At 70.3% G+C, this 21,172-nt stretch carries 15 protein-coding genes and 1 pseudogene; 9 read left to right on the top strand and 7 right to left on the bottom strand.

The genetic code is table 11. The features are described from left to right. Nucleotides 1-62: 62 nt before the first annotated feature. The 3 genes and pseudogenes from M4J07_RS14710 to M4J07_RS14700 form a co-directional block, all read left to right on the top strand. Nucleotides 63-503, top strand: a complete 441-nt coding sequence (locus tag M4J07_RS14710; protein WP_255971858.1) for an Lrp/AsnC family transcriptional regulator — start codon at nt 63-65, stop codon at nt 501-503. Between the two features lie 67 nt (nt 504-570). After that, on the top strand, nt 571-3,528 hold the full coding sequence (locus tag M4J07_RS14705) for an aminotransferase (protein ID WP_255971856.1): 2,958 nt from the start codon (nt 571-573) through the stop codon (nt 3,526-3,528). A 25-nt stretch (nt 3,529-3,553) separates the two neighbouring features. After that, nucleotides 3,554-4,888, top strand: a pseudogene (locus M4J07_RS14700) (flavin monoamine oxidase family protein); the annotation flags it as partial. Nucleotides 4,889-4,962: 74 nt separating this feature from the next. Here the strand turns inward: M4J07_RS14700 and M4J07_RS14695 are convergent. The 3 genes from M4J07_RS14695 to M4J07_RS14685 all read right to left on the bottom strand — a co-directional run bounded on the left by M4J07_RS14695 (nt 4,963) and on the right by M4J07_RS14685 (nt 10,954). Next, the gene (locus M4J07_RS14695) at nt 4,963-9,063 is read right to left on the bottom strand and encodes a discoidin domain-containing protein (RefSeq protein ID WP_255971854.1); all 4,101 of its coding nucleotides are present in this window, start codon (nt 9,061-9,063) and stop codon (nt 4,963-4,965) included. Between the two features lie 265 nt (nt 9,064-9,328). Continuing rightward, a complete protein-coding gene (locus tag M4J07_RS14690) occupies nt 9,329-9,772 on the bottom strand; it encodes a hypothetical protein (protein WP_255971852.1) in 444 nt (147 codons plus the stop codon). Between the two features lie 603 nt (nt 9,773-10,375). Beyond that, on the bottom strand, nt 10,376-10,954 hold the full coding sequence (locus M4J07_RS14685; protein WP_255971850.1) for a dihydrofolate reductase family protein: 579 nt from the start codon (nt 10,952-10,954) through the stop codon (nt 10,376-10,378). Between the two features lie 88 nt (nt 10,955-11,042). Here M4J07_RS14685 and M4J07_RS14680 point away from each other — a divergent pair, with 88 nt between their 5' ends. Beyond that, complete coding sequence (locus tag M4J07_RS14680; RefSeq protein WP_255971848.1) at nt 11,043-11,558, top strand: hypothetical protein; 516 nt, start codon at nt 11,043-11,045, stop codon at nt 11,556-11,558. A gap of 107 nt (nt 11,559-11,665) precedes the next feature. Here M4J07_RS14680 and M4J07_RS48255 read toward each other — a convergent pair whose 3' ends face one another. Further along, entirely contained in the window at nt 11,666-15,385 is a 3,720-nt protein-coding gene (locus M4J07_RS48255) for a DNRLRE domain-containing protein (protein ID WP_374215038.1), read from the bottom strand. Nucleotides 15,386-15,810: 425 nt separating this feature from the next. Here M4J07_RS48255 and M4J07_RS14670 point away from each other — a divergent pair, with 425 nt between their 5' ends. Further along, a complete protein-coding gene (locus M4J07_RS14670) occupies nt 15,811-16,971 on the top strand; it encodes a hypothetical protein (protein ID WP_255971846.1) in 1,161 nt (386 codons plus the stop codon). Further along, nucleotides 16,964-17,116, top strand: a complete 153-nt coding sequence (locus M4J07_RS14665; RefSeq protein WP_255971845.1) for a hypothetical protein — start codon at nt 16,964-16,966, stop codon at nt 17,114-17,116. The genes M4J07_RS14670 and M4J07_RS14665 overlap by 8 nt, the downstream gene beginning before the upstream one ends. Nucleotides 17,117-17,292: 176 nt before the next feature. Here M4J07_RS14665 and M4J07_RS14660 read toward each other — a convergent pair whose 3' ends face one another. Continuing rightward, entirely contained in the window at nt 17,293-17,754 is a 462-nt protein-coding gene (locus M4J07_RS14660; RefSeq protein ID WP_255971844.1) for a MarR family winged helix-turn-helix transcriptional regulator, read from the bottom strand. Nucleotides 17,755-17,952: 198 nt separating this feature from the next. Here M4J07_RS14660 and M4J07_RS14655 point away from each other — a divergent pair, with 198 nt between their 5' ends. Beyond that, nucleotides 17,953-18,606, top strand: coding sequence for a RusA family crossover junction endodeoxyribonuclease (locus M4J07_RS14655; RefSeq protein WP_255971842.1), 654 nt, complete (start codon nt 17,953-17,955; stop codon nt 18,604-18,606). A gap of 12 nt (nt 18,607-18,618) precedes the next feature. Here M4J07_RS14655 and M4J07_RS14650 read toward each other — a convergent pair whose 3' ends face one another. Both M4J07_RS14650 and M4J07_RS14645 read right to left on the bottom strand, forming a co-directional pair. Further along, nucleotides 18,619-19,119: a DUF3592 domain-containing protein gene (locus tag M4J07_RS14650; protein WP_255971840.1), complete on the bottom strand. Its 501-nt coding sequence runs from the start codon at nt 19,117-19,119 to the stop codon at nt 18,619-18,621. Between the two features lie 82 nt (nt 19,120-19,201). After that, nucleotides 19,202-19,702, bottom strand: coding sequence for a GNAT family N-acetyltransferase (locus M4J07_RS14645; RefSeq protein WP_255971838.1), 501 nt, complete (start codon nt 19,700-19,702; stop codon nt 19,202-19,204). A 146-nt stretch (nt 19,703-19,848) separates the two neighbouring features. Between M4J07_RS14645 and M4J07_RS14640 the strand changes: the two genes are divergently transcribed. Both M4J07_RS14640 and M4J07_RS14635 read left to right on the top strand, forming a co-directional pair. Then, nucleotides 19,849-20,172: a BACON domain-containing protein gene (locus M4J07_RS14640; protein ID WP_308284752.1), complete on the top strand. Its 324-nt coding sequence runs from the start codon at nt 19,849-19,851 to the stop codon at nt 20,170-20,172. Nucleotides 20,173-20,440: 268 nt separating this feature from the next. After that, nucleotides 20,441-21,172: aldo/keto reductase (locus M4J07_RS14635; RefSeq protein WP_255971931.1), on the top strand; the 732-nt coding region annotated here is incomplete at its 3' end.

Here is a 21,172-nt window from a genome sequence, read left to right as displayed (position 1 = left end):
GAAGCAGGCATCGTGCTCGCAACAGCATTCAGGGGCACTGTTCGGGCGGCGAGAGGCACCTCATGGACGAGATCGACCGGGCCATCCTGCGGGAGTTGCAGGTGGACGGCCGGATCCCGTACGCCGATCTGGGTCCGAAGGTGGGCCTGTCGCCGTCGGCCGCGCGGCTCCGGCTCCAGCGCCTGATCGACGCCAAGGCGGTTCAGGTCGTGGGCGTCACCGACCCGATGACCATGGGCCGTCAGACGATGGCCCTGCTCGGGCTGCACATCGACGGCGACCCCCGGGCGGTGGCCGACGAGCTCTCCCGGCACGACGAAGTCGTGTACGCGGTGCTGACCGCCGGCACGTTCGATCTGTTCGTCGAGGTCGTCTGTGCGCGGCCCCACGACCTGCTGGACTTCGTCAACGACGTCGTACGCACGGTCGAGGGCGTCACGGGCGTGGAGAACTTCCCCTACTTCGGGATCCACACCCACCGCTTCCTGTGGCACGTCGACTGAGGCGACCGCCCGCCCCGATCCACCACCGCCACCGCCACGCACCGCGCACCCCGTCGAGGACCTCGCCATGCCGCACCCGGAGCCCCGCACGATCGACTTCTTCGCCGAGGACGCGCTTCCCGCGCCGCGGACCAGCGCCGCCGAGGCCGAAGTCATAGCCGCTCAGCACCTCGGCATGAACGCCCGGGCGGAACCGCTGGGGAGCCAGCAGGACGCCAACTTCCGCTTGCAGAACGAGGACGGGGCGGTCCTGGCCGTCCTGAAGATCGCCAACCCGGCCTTCGGTCCCGTGGAGATCGAGGCGCAGGACACCGCCGCCGACCTGATCGCCGCCGCCCACCCCGACCTGCGCGTCGCCACGGTGCTGCGCCACCCGGACGGCAGTCCTCGTCGCACGGTGGTGGACACCGACGGCGGACCGGCCGTCGCCCGGCTCCTGCGGTACCTCCCTGGTGGCGCGCTGTCCGGGCCGCGGCACCTGTCCCCGGGCACGGTCGCGGCGATGGGCACGGTCACCGCGAAGGTGAGCACCGCCCTGCGGGAGTTCCGTCACCCGGGCCTCGATCGCGTCCTGCAGTGGGACCTGCGGCACACCGACCGCGTCGTCGCCGCACTCGCCGGACACGTCACCGAGACCGAGCGACGGGCCGCCGTCCAGGACGCCACCGCCGAAGCGTGGAAGCTCGTCCAGGGGATCGCCGACGTGCTGCCTCAGCAGGCCGTGCACCTGGACCTCACGGACGACAACCTGATCCGCCGGACCGGCAGCCGTGTGCCGATGCCCGACGGCGTCATCGACTTCGGTGATCTGACGACGAGTTGGGCGGTGAGCGAGCTCGCCGTGTCGCTCTCCTCGCTGCTCCACCACGACGGCATCGAACCGCACCACGTGCTGCCGGCCGTCCGCGCCTTCCACGCCCTGCGCCCGCTGTCCGCCGCAGAGGCCGAGGCGCTGTGGCCGCTCGTGGTGCTGCGCGCCGCCGGCCTCGTCGTGAGCGGCCGCCAGCAGGCCGCCGTCGACGCGGACAACGCCTACGCCACCGGCGCACTCGACCGCGAGTGGCGCATCTTCGAGCAGGCCGTCCGCCTGCCGATCCCCGTGATGACCCACCTCGTCCGGCACGCGATCGGTGTCACGGACACCCCGGCCGCACCCGGTGGTCCCGAACTCCCTCTGCTGCGCGGCATCTCCGCGGACCGCATCGCCGTCCTCGACCTGTCCGTCGACTCCGACGCCATGGACGCGGGCGCCTGGCTCGACGGCGATGCCGAGGAGGCGTGCTCGGCCGCCGCGCTCGCGAACGGCGCAGCCGTGACGGCCACCCGGTACGCACAGGCCCGGCCGAGCCAGGGCGCCGCGCTGTCGACGCGTTCCGGCGCGACGGTTCCCACCGGGATCGACCTGCGGCTCGGCAGGGCGGCGGTAGTCCAGGCCCCTGGTGCGGGGCGGGTCCGCACCGCACGGGCGGGAACCGTGGAGATCACCCACGGCTCGCTCGTGCTGACGGCGTCCTTCCCCACCACCGTGGCACCCGTCGTCGCCGACGGCGGGACGGTCCGGCCGGGCGACGACCTCGTCCACCTCCCCGCCGGCACCCGTGCCCACCTCTCCCTGCGCACACCCGACGGCCCCGCCGTCCCACCCCTCGTACGTCCCGAACACGCCGCCGGCTGGCTGCCGCTCACCGCCGACCCCGCCCCGCTCCTGGGCCTGCCCCCCGTCGACCGGACGCACGACGCCGACCTGCTGGAGCGGCGCGGCGCCGTGTTCGCGACGGTGCAGGAGCACTACTACGCCACCCCACCCCGCATCGAACGGGGCTGGCGCCACCACCTGCTGTCCACCGAAGGCCGCTCCTACCTCGACATCGTCAACAACGTCACCCCGCTCGGCCACGCCCACCCCCGCGTCGAACGGGCGGTGGCCGGACAGTTGCGGCGGCTGAACACCAACTCGCGGTTCCACTACGCCTCGGTGGTGGAGTTCACCGAACGCCTCGCCGCCCTGCTGCCCGACCCGCTGGACACCGTGTTCCTGGTGAACTCCGGCTCCGAGGCGGTCGACCTGGCCCTGCGGCTGGCCACCGGCGCCTCCGGCCGGCCCGACGTGGTCGCCGTCCGCGAGGCGTACCACGGCTGGACGTACGCCTCGGACGCCGTCTCCACCTCCCTTCAGGACAACCCCAACGCCCTTTCCACCCGCCCCGACTGGGTCCACACCGTGGACTCGCCCAACTCCTACCGGGGTCGCCACCGCGGACCGGACGCGGCCCGCTACGCACCGCAGGCGGCCGCCGTGATCGACGAACTGGCCGCGGCAGGGCGCCCGGCCGGGGCGTTCGTCAGCGAGACCTTCTACGGCAACGCCGGCGGGGTCGCCCTGCCCGACGGCTACCTGGCCGAGGTGTACGCGGCCGTGCGGCGGCACGGGGGCCTGGCCGTCGCCGACGAGGTCCAGGCGGGCTACGGCCGGCTCGGCCACTGGTTCTGGGGCTTCGAGCAGCAGGGAGTCGTCCCCGACGTCGTCTGCGTCGCGAAGGCCATGGGCAACGGGCATCCGCTGGGCGCCGTCATCACGTCGCGGGCGGTCGCGGACCGGTACCGCGAGCAGGGCTACTTCTTCTCCTCCACCGGAGGCAGCCCGGTCTCCAGCGTCGTCGGCCTCACCGTCCTGGACACGCTGCGCGACGAGGACCTCCAGGGCAACGCGGTCCGCGTCGGCGGGCACCTCAAGCGCCGGCTCAGCGCCCTGGCGGACCGCCACCCGGTCGTCGGCACCGTCCACGGCTCCGGCCTCTACCTCGGCCTCGAACTCGTCCGCGACCGCGGCACTCTCGAACCGGCCACCGAGGAGACCGCCGAACTGTGCGAGCGCATGCTCGACCTCGGCGTGATCGTCCAGCCCACCGGCGACCACCTCAACATCCTCAAGATCAAGCCCCCGCTGTGCATCGACACCGCCGCCGCGGACTTCTTCGCCGACACGCTCGACCTGGCCCTGACCCAGCTCGGCCACGCAGGCTGACCTCGAACTCCCCTGGAGCACAGTCAAGATGATGGACACGATCGTCGTCGGCGCGGGAATCGCCGGCCTCACCGCCGCGCGGCTGCTGCGGTCCGCGGGACAACGAGTGGTCGTGCTGGAAGCGCGGGATCGCGTCGGCGGCCGGATGTGGACGGACCGCACGGCAGGGTTCTGCGTCGACCGCGGCGCCTCGTGGATCCACGGCCTCACCGGCAACCCGCTCACGGACCTCGTCCCGGCGTTCGGGATGGAGACCCGCGAGTTCACCGTCGGGAGCTTCCAGGCGGGCGGGCGGCCGATCGCCGACTACGACGAGTCCCACCGGCTCCTCGACGACGACGCCACCCGGCGGTGGATCAGCGACGTCGACACGGCGGACGCGCTCTTCCAGCGGACCATCGCGGACTCCGGCCACGACGAGAGCTACGCCACCGCGGCCGAGCGGACCCTCGCCGCCGCCGGGTGGAAGCCCGAACGCGCCGAGCGGCTGCGCACGTTCTACCGGCACCGCACGGAGGAGCAGTGCGGCGCTGAGGTCGAGCAGGTCGCCGCGCACGCCCTCGACGAGGACGCCATCGAGGGCGACGAAGTGATCTTCCCCGGCGGCTTCGACGTGCTCCCCCACGCTCTCGCGGAGGGCCTCGACGTCCGTACGGGCAAGACCGTGACCTCGGTCTCCCGGTCGGCCGACCGGGTGCGGGTCGACACGGCGGACGAGTCGTTCGACGCCGCGCAGGTGATCGTCACCGTGCCGTTGGGGGTGCTGAAGACCGGGGCGATCGCGTTCACGCCCGCGCTGCCGGACGCCGTGGCGGGACCGATCGCCCGGCTCGGCATGGGCGTGTTCAACAAGATCTTCCTCCAGTTCCCCCGGCAGTTCTGGCAGGACGGCGTCTACGCGATCCGGCAGCACGGGCAGGCCGGCTTCCCCTGGCACACCTGGTACGACGTCTCCGTGGTGAGCGGCGAGCCGATGCTGCTGACCTTCGCCGGCGGGAACTGGGGCCGGGAGATCGAGGGGATGACCGACGCGGAGGTGGTCGCCTCGGTGCTCGGTTCGCTCCGGAAGATCTACGGCGCCACCGTCCCCGACCCCGTGGGCCACTGGCTCACCCGCTGGGGCAGCGATCCTCTGGCCGGCGGCTCGTACTCCTACGTCGCCGTCGGTTCCTCGCACGACGACCACGACGCGATGGCAGGTCCCGTCGACGGTGTCCTGCACTTCGCCGGAGAGGCGACGTACGGCCACGAACCGGCCACCGTGCACGGCGCCCTGCTCTCCGGGCACCGAGCGGCCGAGCGGATCCTCGGCACACCGATCCCCCTCAGCGAGCTCACCCGGGGTGTTCACGCTTCGTGACGCACCGCTCCCCGCCCCCGTACGTCGGGCGGGGAGCGGGGAGCGGTGATCCAGGCGGTCGGTCAGCGAGTCGGTCAGCCCTTCGCGCTCACCGCCGCCGTGTTGTAGCCCTCCGCCCGCAGGACCGGACGGTGGTCCTCACCGAGCGCGGAGGAAGGCCAGGAGACGGTGACCGTGCGGGACTCACCGGGCAGCAACCAGAGGTAGTTGTCGCCGTACTCGGTCGGGAGCACCCGCTCGCCGTGCTCGTCCAGGAGCGAGAGGCGCACCATCGCCGCAACGGACGAGCCGGTGTTGCGGAGCACCGCGGTCGCCTGCTGCCGGGAAGCGGACGGATCGGATCGCCGCAGGGACAGGGAGAGTTTCGTCTTCTTCGCGGAGTTGAGCGCCTTCATGGCGGACGGTTCGCGGTAGCGCCAGTACGTGTTGCGTGACAGGACGGTGCCGCGGGACGAGGTCAGGGTCAGGCGCAGCAGGTGGAGGTCGGGCAGCTTCTTGTCGAAGGGCACCGTGAAGGCCTTCGCGGTCGCCGATGGAGCGACGTCGAGACGGATCCGCTCGGTGCCGGCCACCCGCCTGCCGTTCAGGTCGTACGCCTCGGCGGTGACCACGGCGCCCTTCAGCGCGTCCGGGGTGTGGTTGAGCGCCGTCACCTGGCCGGTGGTCGGGTCGGCCTGCACGTGATGGCGCTCGCAGGCGGAACGAGAGCCGTAGTAGAAGCCGTTGACGTCGAAGTCGTAGTCGTACGTCTGCCAGACGGTGCTGTGCCAGGCCGGATGGGACATCCACAGCATCAGACCGCTGGCGTCGTCCCACATACGGGCGTTCCACGCCTCGAACATCGCGCGGCTGTTCTCGAAGTTGACGAACTGCGCCTTACGCACCAGGTCGTCCAGGCCGGTCGCCTTGCCCAGCCGCGCCTCGATCCCGGCCAGGTACTGCTGCGGCGCCTGGTTACCGTGCTCGCTCCAGTCGTGGTAGTACCACGAACCGCCGATCGGCCAGTCCGGCTGCTCGTCGCCGATCAGGTTCCGCATGCTCGCCCCGGTCGAGACGACCGGCATCCCGATCTCGGTGTGGAAGCCGAAGCTGTGGCTGCCGTAGAGCGACGGGTCGTAGTAGCGTTCCGGTTCCACCCAGTTGTAGGGGCCGCCGCCGTTGATGATCCCGCCGGCGGAGTTGTTCTGGTACAGGATGCCGGGCGCCTGCGACTGCACCGCCTGCCGCATGCCGTCGTCGATGGCCTTGGGCGGGTTGCCCTCGTTGGCACCGCACCAGACGACCACGCTCGGGTGGATGCGGTACCGCAGCACCGTGTCGGAGGCGATGGAGTTGTACGCCTCGTGGTCCGGCGGGTCCATGCCCCAGGCGTTCGGGAAGTCGTTCCACACCAGCAGCCCGTACTCGTCGCACTTCGCGAAGAACTCCTCGCGGTTGCTGGAGCCGACCCAGTTGCGGATCATCGTGAAGTTCATGTCCCGGTGCATGCGCACGGCGGTGTCCATCCGGGACAGCGGCATCCGGCGGAGCAGTTCGTCCCAGCCCCAGTTGCCGCCCCGGACCAGCACCCGGGTGCCGTTGACGCTGATCTTCAGCGGCTCGGGGGTGTTGTCGACCGTCTTGAGGTCGGTCCAGTTCTCGTTGTCGTCGGAGGACTGGATCACGTACGTCTTGGGATACGCCGCCTCCCACAGGACCGCGACCTCGTCGAACCGCTGCGCGGAGCCGAGGTCCACCGTGATCCACTGGTTGTCCTCGTAGGCGGAGGACCAGCGGGAGCCGGCATCGCCGTCGGTGGCGTTCGCGGCCGGATGCGACGACTCCTCGCTGGAGGCGCCGACCTTGGCGTGCAGCGCCAGATCGGTTCCCGGAGTGCCGCTGTGGATCACCGAGAACGTCCACAGCGAGTTGCCCCAACTGGTGTTCCGCTCACCGCACTTCAGCCGGACGTACCGGGCCGTGGTCTCCGGCACGGTCTCGCGCCGCAGGCTCGCGTCGCCGCCGTTGAAGGGCAGGGGGACGGCGCTGTTGTCGACGGCCTTGGCGTCCGTCCAGGTGTCGCCGTCCGTGGACGTCTGCACCACGTACGTCTTCGCGTACGCCCTCTCCCAGGTCACGTCCACCTGGTCGAAGGACTGGACTGCGCCCAGGTCGACCTGGACCCACTGGTCGTCCGCATAGTCGGACACCCATCGCGTCGTCGCATCACCGTCGCTGACGGCCGCGGGGTCGGTGCCGTCCGCACTGCTGGAGGCCGTGGCCTTGCCGTGCAGTGCCAGGTCGGTGCCGGCGTTCGCCCGGTCCACGACCGAGAGCCCCCACAGGGAGAAGCCCCAGTCGGTCGCGCGCTTCCCGCACTTGATGCGCACGTGGCGGGCCCGGACCGCGGAGTCGAGGGCGACCTGCTGCGTGTACGCGTCGGAGGAGGCGGTGAAGGGCAGCGGCACCGCGTACTCGTAGCCGAACTGCCGGATGCCGAACCGGGTGGTGCGGCGGTCACTCGTGCGTCCGGAGACCGCCGCGGTCAGGGTGAGGTCGTGCAGGACCGGGTCGCCGTAGCCGTTGGGCCACCACAGCTTCGGGTTGCGCAGCTTCAGCGCCGGGAAGTCGGTGGGGGCGAAGGTGACCTCGGTGCTCTTCCCGGCCGCGACGGTGACCTTCGTGCTGACCCGCACCCCGCCGAACGCGGCGGTGACGGTGACGTCGTGGTCCGTCGTGTCGGCGTTGCGCACCGGCACCACGATCGTCACCTCGGCGGTCGAGGTGTCCGGCAGCTTCGGCAGAACGGTGTCCACGCGGGGATCGCCGATCACGGCGTGCCCGGTCGAGCGCAGCCGCACGTGGTTCCAGATGCCGGCCGCCCGGTCGCGCACCGCGGGCATCCAGTCCCAGCCCGAGGAGGCGAGGTAGGTCGGCGAGTTGAGGTTCATCTGGCCCGCACCGGCGTCCACCCACGCCTCACCGGCCGGGCCCTTGTCGCCGGGGCTGCCGGGCACCGGCATGGGAGTGATCCGCACCGCCAGGGCCTGCGTGCCGCTCGTCAGCAAGCCGGTCACGTCGTACGCGGCACGGGCGAAGGGGAAGGTGAGCGTGCCGGCCTTGTGGCCGTTCAGCCACACCTCCGCCTCGTGGTTGACGCCGTCGAACTCCAGCCACACGTGCCGTCCCCGGCCCGTGTCCAGGCCGTGCGGCAGCTCGAAGTCCCGCTTGTACCACCAGGAGTGGCGCGACAGGGCCTCGGGAGCGTGCATGTTGCCGAATCCGGCCACCGGGTCGGGCAGCTTGCCCTGCTCGACGAGCGCTCCGTGCACCGTCCCGGGCACCACCGCGGGCAGCCAGCCGCTGGTGTCCACGCCCTGGCGCGACAGGTCGCTGCCCGCGCCGTCCGCCCAGTCGTCCATGGTCAGCACCCAGCCGGACTCCAGCGGCACCGTGCCGTCGGCGGCGAGTTCCAGGCGCGGCGGCCGGTGGTCGTGGCGGCCCCAGTCGGTCCACCCGGTGGCCGCGGGGCGGCCGGCGGGGCCGGTGCCGTGCACCTCGAACCCGTTCAGGCCCAGCGGGTTGGCGGAGGACCGCTTGGTGGACGTCATCCGCACCCAGCGCGCCCGCACCGGCTTGGCCGGGGTGATGTCCACCGTGCCGCCGGTCCCCGAGGTCGTGCGGTGGATGCTCGTCCAGGACTTCCCGTCCAAGGACGTCTCCACCGTGAACGCGGTGGCGTAACTGGACAGGATCTCCTTGCCGGTGGTGCCGTCCGACCAGTTGCCGGTCGGCTTCGGCACGAACACCGGGTCGCCCTCGGCGGCTTCGAACGTCAGCCGCACCGACGCCACCTCGCAGGGCGCCTGCAGATCCACCGACACCCACTGCGGATCACCGTCCGCGGCCCGCCAGCCGGTGCCCTTGACGCCGGCCGAGCTCACCTTGTCCACCACGAACTCCGCGGGCGTGGGCGCGTAGGCGGTGGAGGAGACACGGACCGGCCGGTACGCGGCCAACTCGCCCTCGGCGCCCGAGGACCCGTGCCCCGCGGGCGAGCCCGCCACGCTCGGCGCTGCGGCAACGCTCCGGCCGGGCAGCGCGGCGGCCAACCCGAACCCGGCGAGCAGGGTCGAACCGGCGGTGACGACCGATCGGCGGGAAGGACGGGAGGGCTGATCCGGTCTTGGTGCCATGGCTGAAGTCCCATCGGGATGCGGAAAGGTGAGGTGGGTGCGGCCCTGACCACCGCACCCACCGAGGTGACAACGTTGTCTGCGCATGCCCGGACGGAGCCGTCGAGACATGGGGGTGCCCCGGCGGCGAAGTCGCCGGAACCCGAACCTGAATGACAACGTTGCCAAGATTCCGGCCGAGCCTGCTCAAAAGTCAAGCACTGCGCCAGGATTGATTCACCGGAGAACACCTGGCCACCCGGACCGACCTGCGGAATACCGAGCCTCACGCGGACGGGTCGGCCGCCGAACCGGGAACGGCCCGCTGCTGCTGCTCCCGGCGGTCGCGGGCGATGGTGGCGAGGACGACGGCGATGCCCAGCAGCGCCACGGTGGCGTTGGCGGCGGTGAGGGCGATCGCCTCGCCGACCGCGGCGCCCCCCAGGTGGGTCACGTGGAAGAGGAAGTGCGGCACGGAGAAGATCGAGAAGGCGAGCGCGGCCGGAACGACGAAGTGCGCCCCGGGAAGGACGAACGCGATGACCAGGAACAGCGCGATGCCGAGGGTCGCGCCGCCGAAGTCGCGGGCGTAGTGCTCACTGAACGGCGGAGTCAGGTCCACGGTCGGGAAGTTCCGGTAGAAGCTCCCCGGCGCGATCGCGTTCCATCCGCCGACGACGAGTTCGTCGAGGAGGAGGACCGCGAGTCCGACGCGGATGAAGACGGTCATGGACGTTGCTCCTTCGATCGCCGCGGCACGTGCGGTGAGCCGGCGCCCCGCCGCTGAGGGGCGGCCACCGGACATGACCGTGCAGCACCCTCTTTCGTGAGGTTTCGTGAGGTCACGCCCAGGCGCCTCCGCGTCCGCCTCACATTCCGGTGCGCTGCCCGGTCGTGATCCGTGAGGCCGGGGAGCGGGTCCACACCAGCTGACGGATCCGGGCGGAAGAGGCGAGATGCGTACAGCAGCAAGGGCGGTGGGGCGGGGCCACGGTCGATGCGACCGGGCTTCCGACAGAGGGACGGCGTGACACCGGTAAGCCCCCCATCGGCATAGCGGGCATTACATGACGACGGATGCGGCCTTGCTGCGGGAGGCGCGATGCTTGCGGACACCCTGAGGACATGGGTGGCGGGCTGGGCGATGTCACGGCGCACACCCCCGCCGGTCGAACACCGCCTCCCGCGGCAATGGTCCGCAGCGCCGCCGCTTCGGTGACGGTGCCGCGGACCTGGATGAAGATGCCTGCCGAGCCGGACGAGGTCGAGCCCTGGCTTTCACCGGGGTGGGTGGTGGCCCGGGAGGAGACCGGTCATCTGATGGACACCGAGCTCACGGCTTGGCGTGGCGCACCCGGTAGCGCAGGTGCGTGACGTCCCGTCCCTCCAGCCGGCGGACGGGGTCGAGCTCGATGTGGTCACTGCCGAGGTGGTCGAAGAGGCGTCGGCCGGCGCCGAGGAGCACCGGAACCAGGTGGATCTCCATCTCGTCGAGCTGACCCGCTCGCAGCAGTGCTTGTGCCGCGCCGGCGCCGTGCACCATGACGGGAAGGTCTCCGGCGGCCGCGCGGGCCCGATGGGCGCAGTCCTCGACGTCAGTGACGAACTGGGCGTGGCCGGGCGGTACGTCGCCGTCGGACACGTGATGGGTGAGGACGAAGATCGGTACGCCGTCGTGGTGGTCGCCCTGCCAGCGCCCGGCGAGTTCGAAGGTCCGGCGGCCGGAGATCACCGCGCGGGTCGCCAGTGCTTCGCGGTAGACCTGTCCGTTGGGGCCGTCGGACTCCCGGTCGTCGAGCCAGTTGAAGAGGCGTCCGCCGTCGCGCCCGAGCTCCTGGCCCGGTTTGTCGTCCGGGCCCGCGATGTAGCCGTCGAGCGACATCGACATGTACAGCCGAATCGGATTGCGCATCCTGGCCTCCTTCTCTCCCCGGGATGACGGTGTGCTGCAAGGGAAGACCGCGGGCGACCGGCGAACTCATCGGCCTACGATGCCGTCCATGAGTGAAGCCATCCGATGGAGTCCGGACCTGCGTGGTGATGCGTGGGTGACCTACGCCCGTGGGCTCACGCCGAGTCAACTGCTCGCTCGCCTGCCGCAGGGGGCGATACCGGTCGCGCTCGGCGAGCAGGGCGGGTGGGCCTACGCGGTCGAGGAGGCGGCGGCCGGCACGGCCCGAGGTGACGACGTGTCCGGGCCGGCGATCACGGCTTCGGCGGACGGCGCGGAGCTCTTGTTCTTCGAGACGCGTTCCTGGGACCCGCCCGCGCAGTTCACGTATGCGCGCGGCGGACGCTGCGTCACCAGTTTCGGCCTGGGATGCGGAGGCGAGGAGGACGAACGGTCCGGGGACGCGGACGTGCTCGCCGCTTCGCTCAGGGTCGCGGGAATCATCGGTGACGATCGTTCGCGGTACGAGGCCGACGAGGAGTTCAACATGGAGGGCGAGGTGACCATCGAGGTCATCCTCGACCACTTCGACGCCCCACGGCCCCCGTTCGCCCCGACCAGCTGACCTGAAGGCGACCGCATCACGCACGTCGGGCCCGAAGGGAGGAATGCAGGAATCCTTCGGGCCCGACGCTCAGCGTCCGCGCGTCAGAACATCAGAGCGTCAGACGGCTACGGCCGCTGCGTGCAGACCACGGTGTCCGCCAGCGGGTCGCAGTCCTCGAACCCCGGCACGTCCACCCAGTAGGTGTCCTTGTCCAGGAGCCGGAAGGTCGGAGCGAAGCTCAGACCGAACCGGTTCATGGAGCCGGAGTTGACGTTCCTCGACATCGAGGAGCGGCCACACGTCTCGTCCCACGTGGGCGCCGGGTCGTTGAGGTTGTCGTACAGCTTCCACGTGCCGTCGGGCAGCTTCGGCGCGTACGTCTGCACGCACTCGCGGCCCTGTGTCGCGTCGGACACCGGCTTCGGGTTCAGGCCGCCCTCGACGGCCGGCATCCCGGCGGAGTCATAGGTGGCGTTGAAGGGGTACTCGTCGCACGAGCGCACGTCGTTGCCGGACGTCGCGAGCTCGGGGACGAGGCCGGTGTCGGACGGGTGCACCATCTTGTTCGCCTGCGCTCCGGCACAGACGCGGTAGCGGTTGGCGGTCTCGCTGCGTCCGGTCTTGTTGGCGCCCGCGATGTTGCGCGTCTTGCCCGGGAGATAGGTGAGCGGTGTCACCGGAGTGCGCCCGAAGTACTCCGGCGCGAGCTTGCTCTGGATCAGCCAGGCGTGGGCGGCCGCGGCCGGGTACTTCTTCGAGTTCATCGCGTAGCCCGGGCTGTACTCGGGGAACACGCAACCGGGGTCCTTGTGGACCTTGTCGCAGCGGCCCAGCACCGCGGAGGGCGCGGCCCCGTGGTTGTCGGTGACGACCATGTTCGGGGTGGTGGTCGAGAGAATCGCCTCGACCTGGAGCGGCATCTCCTTGGACAGGTCCTTGTCCTTCGCGCCCGAGGCGTTGTTGACGCTGCCGTTCCAGGTGGTCTCGGCGTTGCCCTGGGCCATGTGGTCGTCGAGACCCGACGACCAGGTCGGCGAGCGGTCGGACTCCCAGTCGAAGCCGGCGCCCGAGTCGGCGCAGGCCCCGTTGCCGCAACTGGCCGTGAAGTTGAAGCCGAGCGCGCCCGGGGAGCTGGGCCAGGGCAGGCCCGGCTTGTACGAGCCGGCCACCGGGATCATCTGGATCCACTGCTTGACGCTGTTCCCCTTGGGGTCGAGCTTCAGCTGCCACAGGAGCTCGAAGTCCTGCGTGTAGGTGCTCTTCCCGTCGTTGCCCTTGACGCCCCAGTTGAAGATCAGGCAGGCCTCGCTGCGCCGGATGTACGACTTCTGGGCGGTCAGCGTGGTGTCGCACCAGGACTTGTCGAGGATGGGGCCGGTGTAGGCGCGGGTGCCGGGCAGCGCACCCTGCTTCTCGACCGCCTTCTTGATGGAAGCGGCGGCCTCGGGCGTGCGCTGCTTGAGCGGCGTGATGGTGATGGTGGCGTCTCCCGCGTCGACGACCTTCTTCTTGGTCGGCAGCAGGGCGGGGGCGTTCACGGCACGCCCGTCGGTCGTCCGGGACTCCCAGCCGCCCCAGCCGAACGCCGGGTAGGGGTTGTTCCAGTCGGCCGGATCGGCGGCGTTCGGGTCGGGCGCATTGAGCGTCATGTCCACCTTGTGGGCACGGGACGGGACCGGGGCGCCTGCCACGAACCCGTAGTCGTTGCTCGTGCCGACGTTGTCGGCGCGGTCGACGGCCCGGGTCTCGACGTGGTGGGCGCCGTCGACGGCGGGGGTCACGTCGAAGGACGCCTGCGTGCCGGTGGAACCCGACGACGTGGCGGTGGAGGCCCAGGTTCCGCGCCCGGTGGCGCCGGAGTCCGCGTCGGCGTCCTCACCGTCCACGCGGTACTCGACGGCGCGTGCGTCGGAGGCCGCCGTGGCGTTCCAGGTGCCGGCCTGGCCGGCGCCGCCCGATCGGGTTCCCTCCGGGTACTGGGCCGACGTCACGGGAGAGGGCTCGCCCGGTGCGGTGGTGTCCACGACGAACTGGGTCCACGGGGACCAGCTGAGGTTGTAGTGGGTGCCGTCGTAGGCGTTGGTGCGGAACTTGTACGTCTTGCCGTCCTTCAGCTGGCCCGCGGGCACGCTGACGGACGCGGGCTTCCCGGAGTCCACGAAGTCGGACACGATCAGGCCCTCGCCGGAGGGCGTGGTGATCGGGGTGTTCGTGGCGGCGTCGTACACCTGGAAGGTGCCGTTGACCTTGTCGCCGTCCGGGTCGGTGAAGGTGTCCCGCAGGGTCGGGGTGGTGGTGTTGACCGCCCACACTCCGGCGTACGACTTGAACGGGGCACCTGCCTGCCGGTTCGTGCCGTCGGACGGCCGGTAGTTGTAGGTGACGCTCAGCTTGGGCTGGTTGGCCGCGTTGTTCGCGGAGTTGACCCGCTTCCACGCCTTCACGTCGTCGGTGGCCGCGCGCAGGCCCATGTGGCCGCGGGTGGCCTTGGCCGACGCCCAGGTCTGGACGAGGGTGTCGACATCGGCGTTGATCCAGCCGTCGGGCTGGCCGGCGGCGCAGTCCGGGTTGCCCTTGGTCTGCGTGGACGAGTGGTACTGCTGGTTCCAGGCGGGCTGTGCCGTCCACCGTGAGGATGTGGAGGGGGCGCCGGTGTCCCAGACGGTCCACTCCTGGGCGACGCAGTCGGTGTTGCCGGAGTGGAAGTTCCACAGCGCCAGGTTGGTGTCGACGATCAGCGCGTCCTGGATCGGCGTGGTGTTCCACGTGATGAAGGAGCGCGCGGTGCGCGGGGTGCCGTCGGCGTTCTTCGTGCCCGGGTTGCCGAGGTCGAGTTCGACGTCGGTGGACCAGTCGACGGTCTCGCCCTGCTGTACGTACGTGTCGAAGGTGTTCGCCAGCGCGGAGGTCGACGGGTCGACGGTGACCGGGTACTTCGTGTCCGGGTCGGCGAGGAAGCCGGCGTCCGGGGTGACGACGAGATCGACCTCGCCGGGGCCCTTGTCGACGACCTTCATGTCGACGCGGGAGCGGTTGGTGTGCTCGCCCGACGTCTTGTCCACGGCGGCGTCCCACATCACCGGCGCGGGCATGGTGGCGCGCTCGGTGCCGCTCTTGGCGTCGGTGAAGGTGACCGAACCGTCCTTGTTCGCCTTGGCCTTCAGCCCCTTGGCCTGCACCGGGAGGGTGTAGGAGTAGGCGCCGGCGGGCTTCTCGGCGAGCTCGACGAACTGCTCGAAGCCGGTGCGGGTGGCTTCCACGATGACGTCGGCGCCGGGCACGGCGTTCGCGTAGCGGGCGCGGGTGCCGTCGAGTTCGGGCTGCGGCAGGCCGCCCTTCCACTGCAGCGTCAGCTGGTCCTTGCCGGTGCCGAGGGTGACCAGGTCACGGGCCGTGTCGTCCTGCGCGGCGCGCAGCGACTTCGGCAGGGAGCCGCCCTTGCCGCCCAGGCGCAGGCCGTTCGGGTGAGCCTTGGGGGCGATGCTGCCGTCGGCGTTCTGGGTGAGGGTGGCGTCGGTCTTCCGCCACTTCCCGTTCTTCCAGACGCGCTCAGGGCCGGCGGTCAGCTCGGTGGTGAGCGTGCCGTCCGGGTTGGCGACCGTGTACGTGGCGGGGGTCGTCTCGTCGGTGGCGACGACCTTCTTCCCGGTCTTCCTCGCCTGGACGATCGCCCAGGCCTTCGACCCCTTGGTGTGCTGGGCGGCCCAGGCGAGGTCCGACTCCCAGATCTCCTTCTTGGAGGGCGAGTTGGCGGAGGTCTTCGCCGAGGGCGTGGCCGGTTCGTCCGGTGCCGCGGATGCCGGCTGACCGGATATCAGCGCGGCCTCGGCCGCCAGGAGCAGCACGGAGGCTAAGGCGATACGGGCTTTGTGACGTCTCAGGCGGACTTGCTCATGGGTGTGTCTCGACACGGATGTGTCATCCCTTCCGATCCTGCCGGGCGGCAAGATCACCAAGGGACGGTAAAGCCGAACTGTGCGGTAACTGTGTGCGGAATTGAAGGTTCCGTGTGATCGTCAACACGGTTGCACAACCGGAGGTGAGACTTCCGTGAAGATGATCCAAGTCTCGTGCCGATCTTGCGGAACTTCGAGCATAGCGATCATGAATTCACGCCAACTGGGTAGCTAGCCAAGGTCACTTGGGGAGCAGCACGACACATTGACGTGACGGGCATCACATGCACTCCGCTCAGAAATATTGTCCCTCCCCAGGGTGTGCCACCGCCGATAGGTGAAAGCGTTCTTTCAGCATCGGGAGGAAGCACACCATGTCCGGCAACACCACTCCGCACAGCACGGCCTTTCCCGCTCGAAGGCGCACCGATCCACTGATCGACGTCCCAGCCCCCACCGGGCCAACGGCCGAGCCTGCTTCGCAGGCATCCCGTCCCCAAGACGCCTCCGTGGACAGGGATTTGCTCAAGGCCCTCCTGGCGGGGCTCGAGGACCTCGTTGCCGGTCGGAACGCGGCCGACACCGCACTCGTCGACCTCACGGATGAGCAGGTCGTCGAGCTCGCCGAGGGCGCATTGGTAGACCTGCTGGCGACCGCGTTGCCGGGCGCGGACGCGTCGAAGGCGACGAACAGCCTCACCTTCGAGCGCGTGCGGTGCGGGGTCTACTCCGTGCGCGTCCACAGTGCCGTGACGGTCCGCCCCTTCGAGGACTGGCCGCACCTTCGGTCGACCGTGGCGACACAGCTCAAGGGCATCGCCTTGAACGTCGAGTTCGTCGCTCAGATGCGGCTGGCATCGGACGGCCGGGCCCATGGGAATCTCGAAGTGGCCGCCGTGCACTTCGACGCCATCGCGGCACTGCAGGCGCGTGAGGCTGCCCTTCAGGGCCAGACCGAACCCGTAGCCGGCCTCGCCTCGCTCGTCCTGGGACTGCACCGTTCGGAGCGATGGAACGAAGCGCTGTCCACCGCGCTGCTGGGAAGCTGGGCACAGCCGCTGCTGAGCGACACGGGCAACAGCCGGTCGGCCATGGAACGGCTCGAGGCCGAGGCCCGGACCATTCACACCCAGCTCGTCCCCCTGTGGCGGCGTGAGACAAGTGGCGCGCGCGTATTGCTCCTCGACGCCCCCGCGGGGAACGGCTCGACCCTCTACGACCTGGTGGTCAGCGGCGCGGTCAGGGAGGACACAGCACCCTTCGACGCGGCCGATGACGCCCGCCTCGGCGTCCTGCTCCGCGCCCTGCGGCCCGAGGAACGCGCGGTGGTGCTGGCCCGCGCCTGCCCGGGGGTGGCCTCCTGGGAAGAGGCCGCCCTCGTCGCGGGCGCCGCCGACCCCGGCGCCATGGGCAGGCGGGTGCGCCGCAAGGTCAACCGCATCAAGGCCCGCCACAAAGCACGGGCCGCCGCAGCACTTCGACAGGGCTCGGAACGCCGGTCGGACCGCCCGGAGCCGGGTGGGCGAGGTGAATAGCGACCGGCGGGTCAGCCTGCGCACGATCGTCCTCCTCCTGGCAGGCGCGGTCACCGTCCTGGTGGCCGAGCGAAATCCCCAGCTGGGCATGGCCATGGGGATCGCAGTCGCCGTGGTCACCCTGCTGGATCTGCTGATGGAGTAGCCAGGAGGCATGGCTCGGTCCGGCACCCGCCAGTCGGTGGGCCGGCCCAGCGGGGCCAGAGCGGCCGGCAGGCCTTCGGCCACGAAGATCTGCCGGTCCTCCGCCACGAAGATCTGCCGGTCTTTCGCCACGAAGATCTGCCGGCGGCCCTCCACCCGCTGTAGGAGAACGCCCCCTCAGGGAAGGTCGCTGCTTCCGCCCAGGTTCGCGATCATTCGCCGCAGGACGTTGAGCGCCGCCACATACTCGGCCGTCGGGATTCCGTCATGCATCTGGGCGTGAGCGCGTGCGTTGCGCTCCTTCGCACGGAGCCGCCCGGCCTCCCCGGCCTCGGTGAGCGTCAGCGTCCCGCCCTTCTCTTCCATCCAGCCACGGGCGATCAGGTCGTCAAAGACACCGCCGAAATCGATCCCGAGATCGTCGAAGGGGACCAGCCGCTCGCTGAGCGCCCCGCGGTTCCAGGCGCCGGGAGACCCAGCGACATGGTTGAGCGTCCACCAATGCGGCTGCGTGAGGTCTTCCACCGCCAACTCCGCACGAATACGACCCACCACGGTGCGGCTCGCCACCCCGCTCCAGTAGCCGATGGGCTGGGAGGCAAGCTCCTCCTGGGAGTAGTCCTTCATGATCACGCCCATGCGTTCCTTCTCTCTCCGACGAACCAGCGAGAGCACGCTAAAAACTCAAGTGCGCTTGAGGTCAAGGTCCGATCGCCGAAGCCCGATCATCACGACCCGGCGGGCCACGACCTGGTGGTCACGGCCCGGTAGTCACGGCCCGGTGGTCACAGCCCTCCGCGCTTGTGGCGATCCCCCGGCGTTGAGAACATGCCGATCATGTCCAGTTCAGTGGTGACCCAAGGCGACTTTGACGTGCAGGAGTTCCGCAGTCACGGCCGGGTCGACATTCGCAGCACGGTAGACCCGATCTCGCTTCAGGCCAGTCCGGTCCGAAAGGCCGAATTCAAGGCCGCACTCGGGTCAGCCGTCCAGAAAGCCACCCGAGGGATCTTCACCCACGACGTCGAGGTGACGCTGGTGTGGTTCCTCGAGGAGTCCCGCCGCTACCAGACCCACCTGGTGGCCGATCTCGACAACGTCCTCAAGCCGATCCTCGACGCGGTCACCGGGCCCGTCGGCATCATGATCGATGACAACCAGATCCAATCCATCCGCGCCTCCTGGATGACCCCCGGACCACCGACGGGCTTCGAGCTGCAGTTCGCCGCGTTGATGGGTGACGACTACCAGGATCGTGAGGGGCTGTCCTTCGTAGAGTTCAGCGCAGACCGCTGCTACAGCTTGCCGCAGGCCGAGCCATCCGTTCAGGCTTCCCTCGTGCGCGCATACGGAGCAGGTCTCGCGGAGTACCGGAAGATGCTCGACGCAGGAGTCTCCGAAAGCGAGGCGCGGATGGTGCTGCCCATCGCGCGGCCGTTCCCGCGCGCACGTCTGGGCAAGTTCGAGGTTGCCCACCATACGGATTTCTGACCGCCCCCAGGGTCAGTGGGGAGCGGGTGACCTGAGGCGCCGGCGGGCCAGGTAGAACCCCACGTAGACCGATGTCACCGCGAACATCAAGGCGAGTCCGCCCGCCGTCCAGGCCAGCGCGATCGCGCCGCCGCCTCCGAGGTCCGCTTCACGGACGGCGGTCTCGGGGTCCTCTGCCCGGTATCGGACGACCCATCGAGCGCCGTCGGAGCTCTTTCCGCCGCTGCTGCCGACCGGCAGCGTGGCCACCACCGTCCGCCCGCCAGCCGTGAACTCGACCTGGCAGTGGCCGATCATGCAGGAGCCTGAGTGGATGAGCGTCGCCTGCGCCCGCTCCCCGTCCCGCAGGGACCGCAGGTGCTCCACCGCCGGGAACATCACCAGCAGCGACAGCGCCCCCAGAAGCAGAGCCATCACCAACGACACCACGATGCCCACGCGCGGCGACGGCTTGCCCGTGGCCGCAGCGTGGTCGTAGACGCCGGGTCCCGTCGCTCTCGATATGCCGTCCACGTCTCTCGTCATCCGATTCCGAGTTGATTCCTCACGCCGCCCCGATGCGCCCGCGCACACGCGAACGAGGGACGCGTGCCTCTTACGGCAAGGAGCGGGTGAGCCACAGGAGTTCGCCACGGTCGTCCGCCGCAGCGTGGTCGTGCTCGAACCCGAGCTTCTCCAGGACCCGTAAGGAGGGCGCGTTCCAGGGACGGACGGTCGACCAGAGCCGCGTCCGACCCGTCGCGATCGCGGCGTTCAGCACGGCGGAGGCCGCCTCGGTCGCATAGCCCTGTCCGTGCACGCGCCGGAACAACTCGTAGGCGATCTCGGGCTCGTCGACAGAGGCCCGGCCGACCGTCAGCCCGCAGTACCCGATGAAGTCGCCCACGTCCCGGCGGACGACGGCCAGCAGAGCGATTCCCGTCCGTGCCGATGCGGTGCGCTGGTCCTCGATCATCCGCCGGTTGTCCTCGATGGACGGCACGTCACCACCCCGCTCGGCGACGAGCGTTCGATGGGCATCCGCATCGGACTCGGTCCAGGGCCGCAACGTCAGTCGTGCCGTGTCGAGTTGGAACGCCATCGGCGGGTACGGCATGGGGCCACCCTATCGGCGCTCCGGTCGAGGCCCTGTGTCGCGACCACGGGCCGCGGCAAGGGCGCGATCCGGTCGACCACGGCGGCCGATCCCGCGAAGCGCTGTGACGGTCCTGGCCGGCGCGGCGCGACGCCAAGGCCACCGGGATCACCACGGCCGACGCGACGCTGAAGACCGGCCGCGTCACGGCGGACCGTTCGTCGCTGACCGAGATCGTCCCGGCGGACCAGAGCCGCGCACGGGCGATCACGCTCACGAACGACGGCTCGGCGACGCCGTACACGGTGAAGGAGAAGGGCGACGCGTCCTGGCTGAAGATCGCTCCCGCCTCGGGCGACCTGGCGTCGGACGGCACCCAGAAGGTGGCGCTCACCCTCGACACCAAGGGCGCGACCCCGGGCTCGGTGCTCACCGGCACGCTTCAGGTCGCCTCGGAGTCCGGCCGCACCCCCTCGTCGAACTGCCGCTGAAGATCGTCGTGCCCGCCTACCAGGTGGGCGTCGGCGCCGGGGCCGGCACCGCCTCGACCGACACCCGCCCTTGCGACGGAAGGACCCGGGGTCGGGCCCAGTGGCCCGGTGGCGGACCGCGATGACGTGCGACGCTATGCAGCGTTTGCATTTAACCCGCGCGTGCAACTATTGTGGTCGCTCGTAAGGCGCTACCGCATCGACGTCAACGATCAGGGACCACACCGTGACCTCCACCCCCACCGTCACCCTCAACAACGGCGTCACCATGCCGCAGCTCGGCTTCGGCGTCTTCCAGGTCCCCGACGAGGAGACCACCGCCGCCGTCGCCACCGCCCTGCGGGCCGGATACCGCAGCATCGACACCGCCGCGATCTACGGCAACGAGCGCGGCGTCGGCCAGGCGCTCGCCGACTCCGGCATCGCCCGCGACGAGCTGTTCGTCACCACGAAGCTGTGGAACGCCGACCAGGGCTACGACGCCACGCTCGCCGCCTTCGACGCCTCCCTCGACAAGCTCGGCCTGGACCACGTCGACCTGTACCTCATCCACTGGCCGACCCCGGCCCGTGACCTCTACCTCGACACCTGGCGCGCCCTGGAGAAGCTGTACGCCGACGGCCGCACCCGCGCCATCGGCGTCTCCAACTTCCAGCCCGCGCACCTGGAGCGGCTGCTCGGCGCCGCCTCCGTCGTACCGGCCGTGAACCAGATCGAGCTCCACCCGGGCCTGCAGCAGGCCGAGTTGCGCGCGTTCCACGCCCGGCACGGCATCGCCACCGAGGCCTGGAGCCCGCTCGCCCAGGGCGCCGTCCTCGGCGACGAAGCGGTCACCACGATCGCCGCCGCCCACGGCAAGAGCCCGGCGCAGGTCGTCCTGCGCTGGCACCTGCAGACCGGCAACGTCGTCATCCCCAAGTCCGTCACCGAGACCCGCATCCGGGAGAACCTCGACGTCTTCGACTTCGAGCTGAGCCCGCAGGAGATCGAGGCGCTCGGC

The sequence above is a fragment of the Streptomyces longispororuber genome, from assembly GCF_024448165.1.
Taxonomy (GTDB): domain Bacteria; phylum Actinomycetota; class Actinomycetes; order Streptomycetales; family Streptomycetaceae; genus Streptomyces; species Streptomyces longispororuber_A.
The sequence above is the reverse complement of the archived record's forward strand: the minus strand, read 5'-3'. Positions and strand labels throughout refer to the sequence as shown.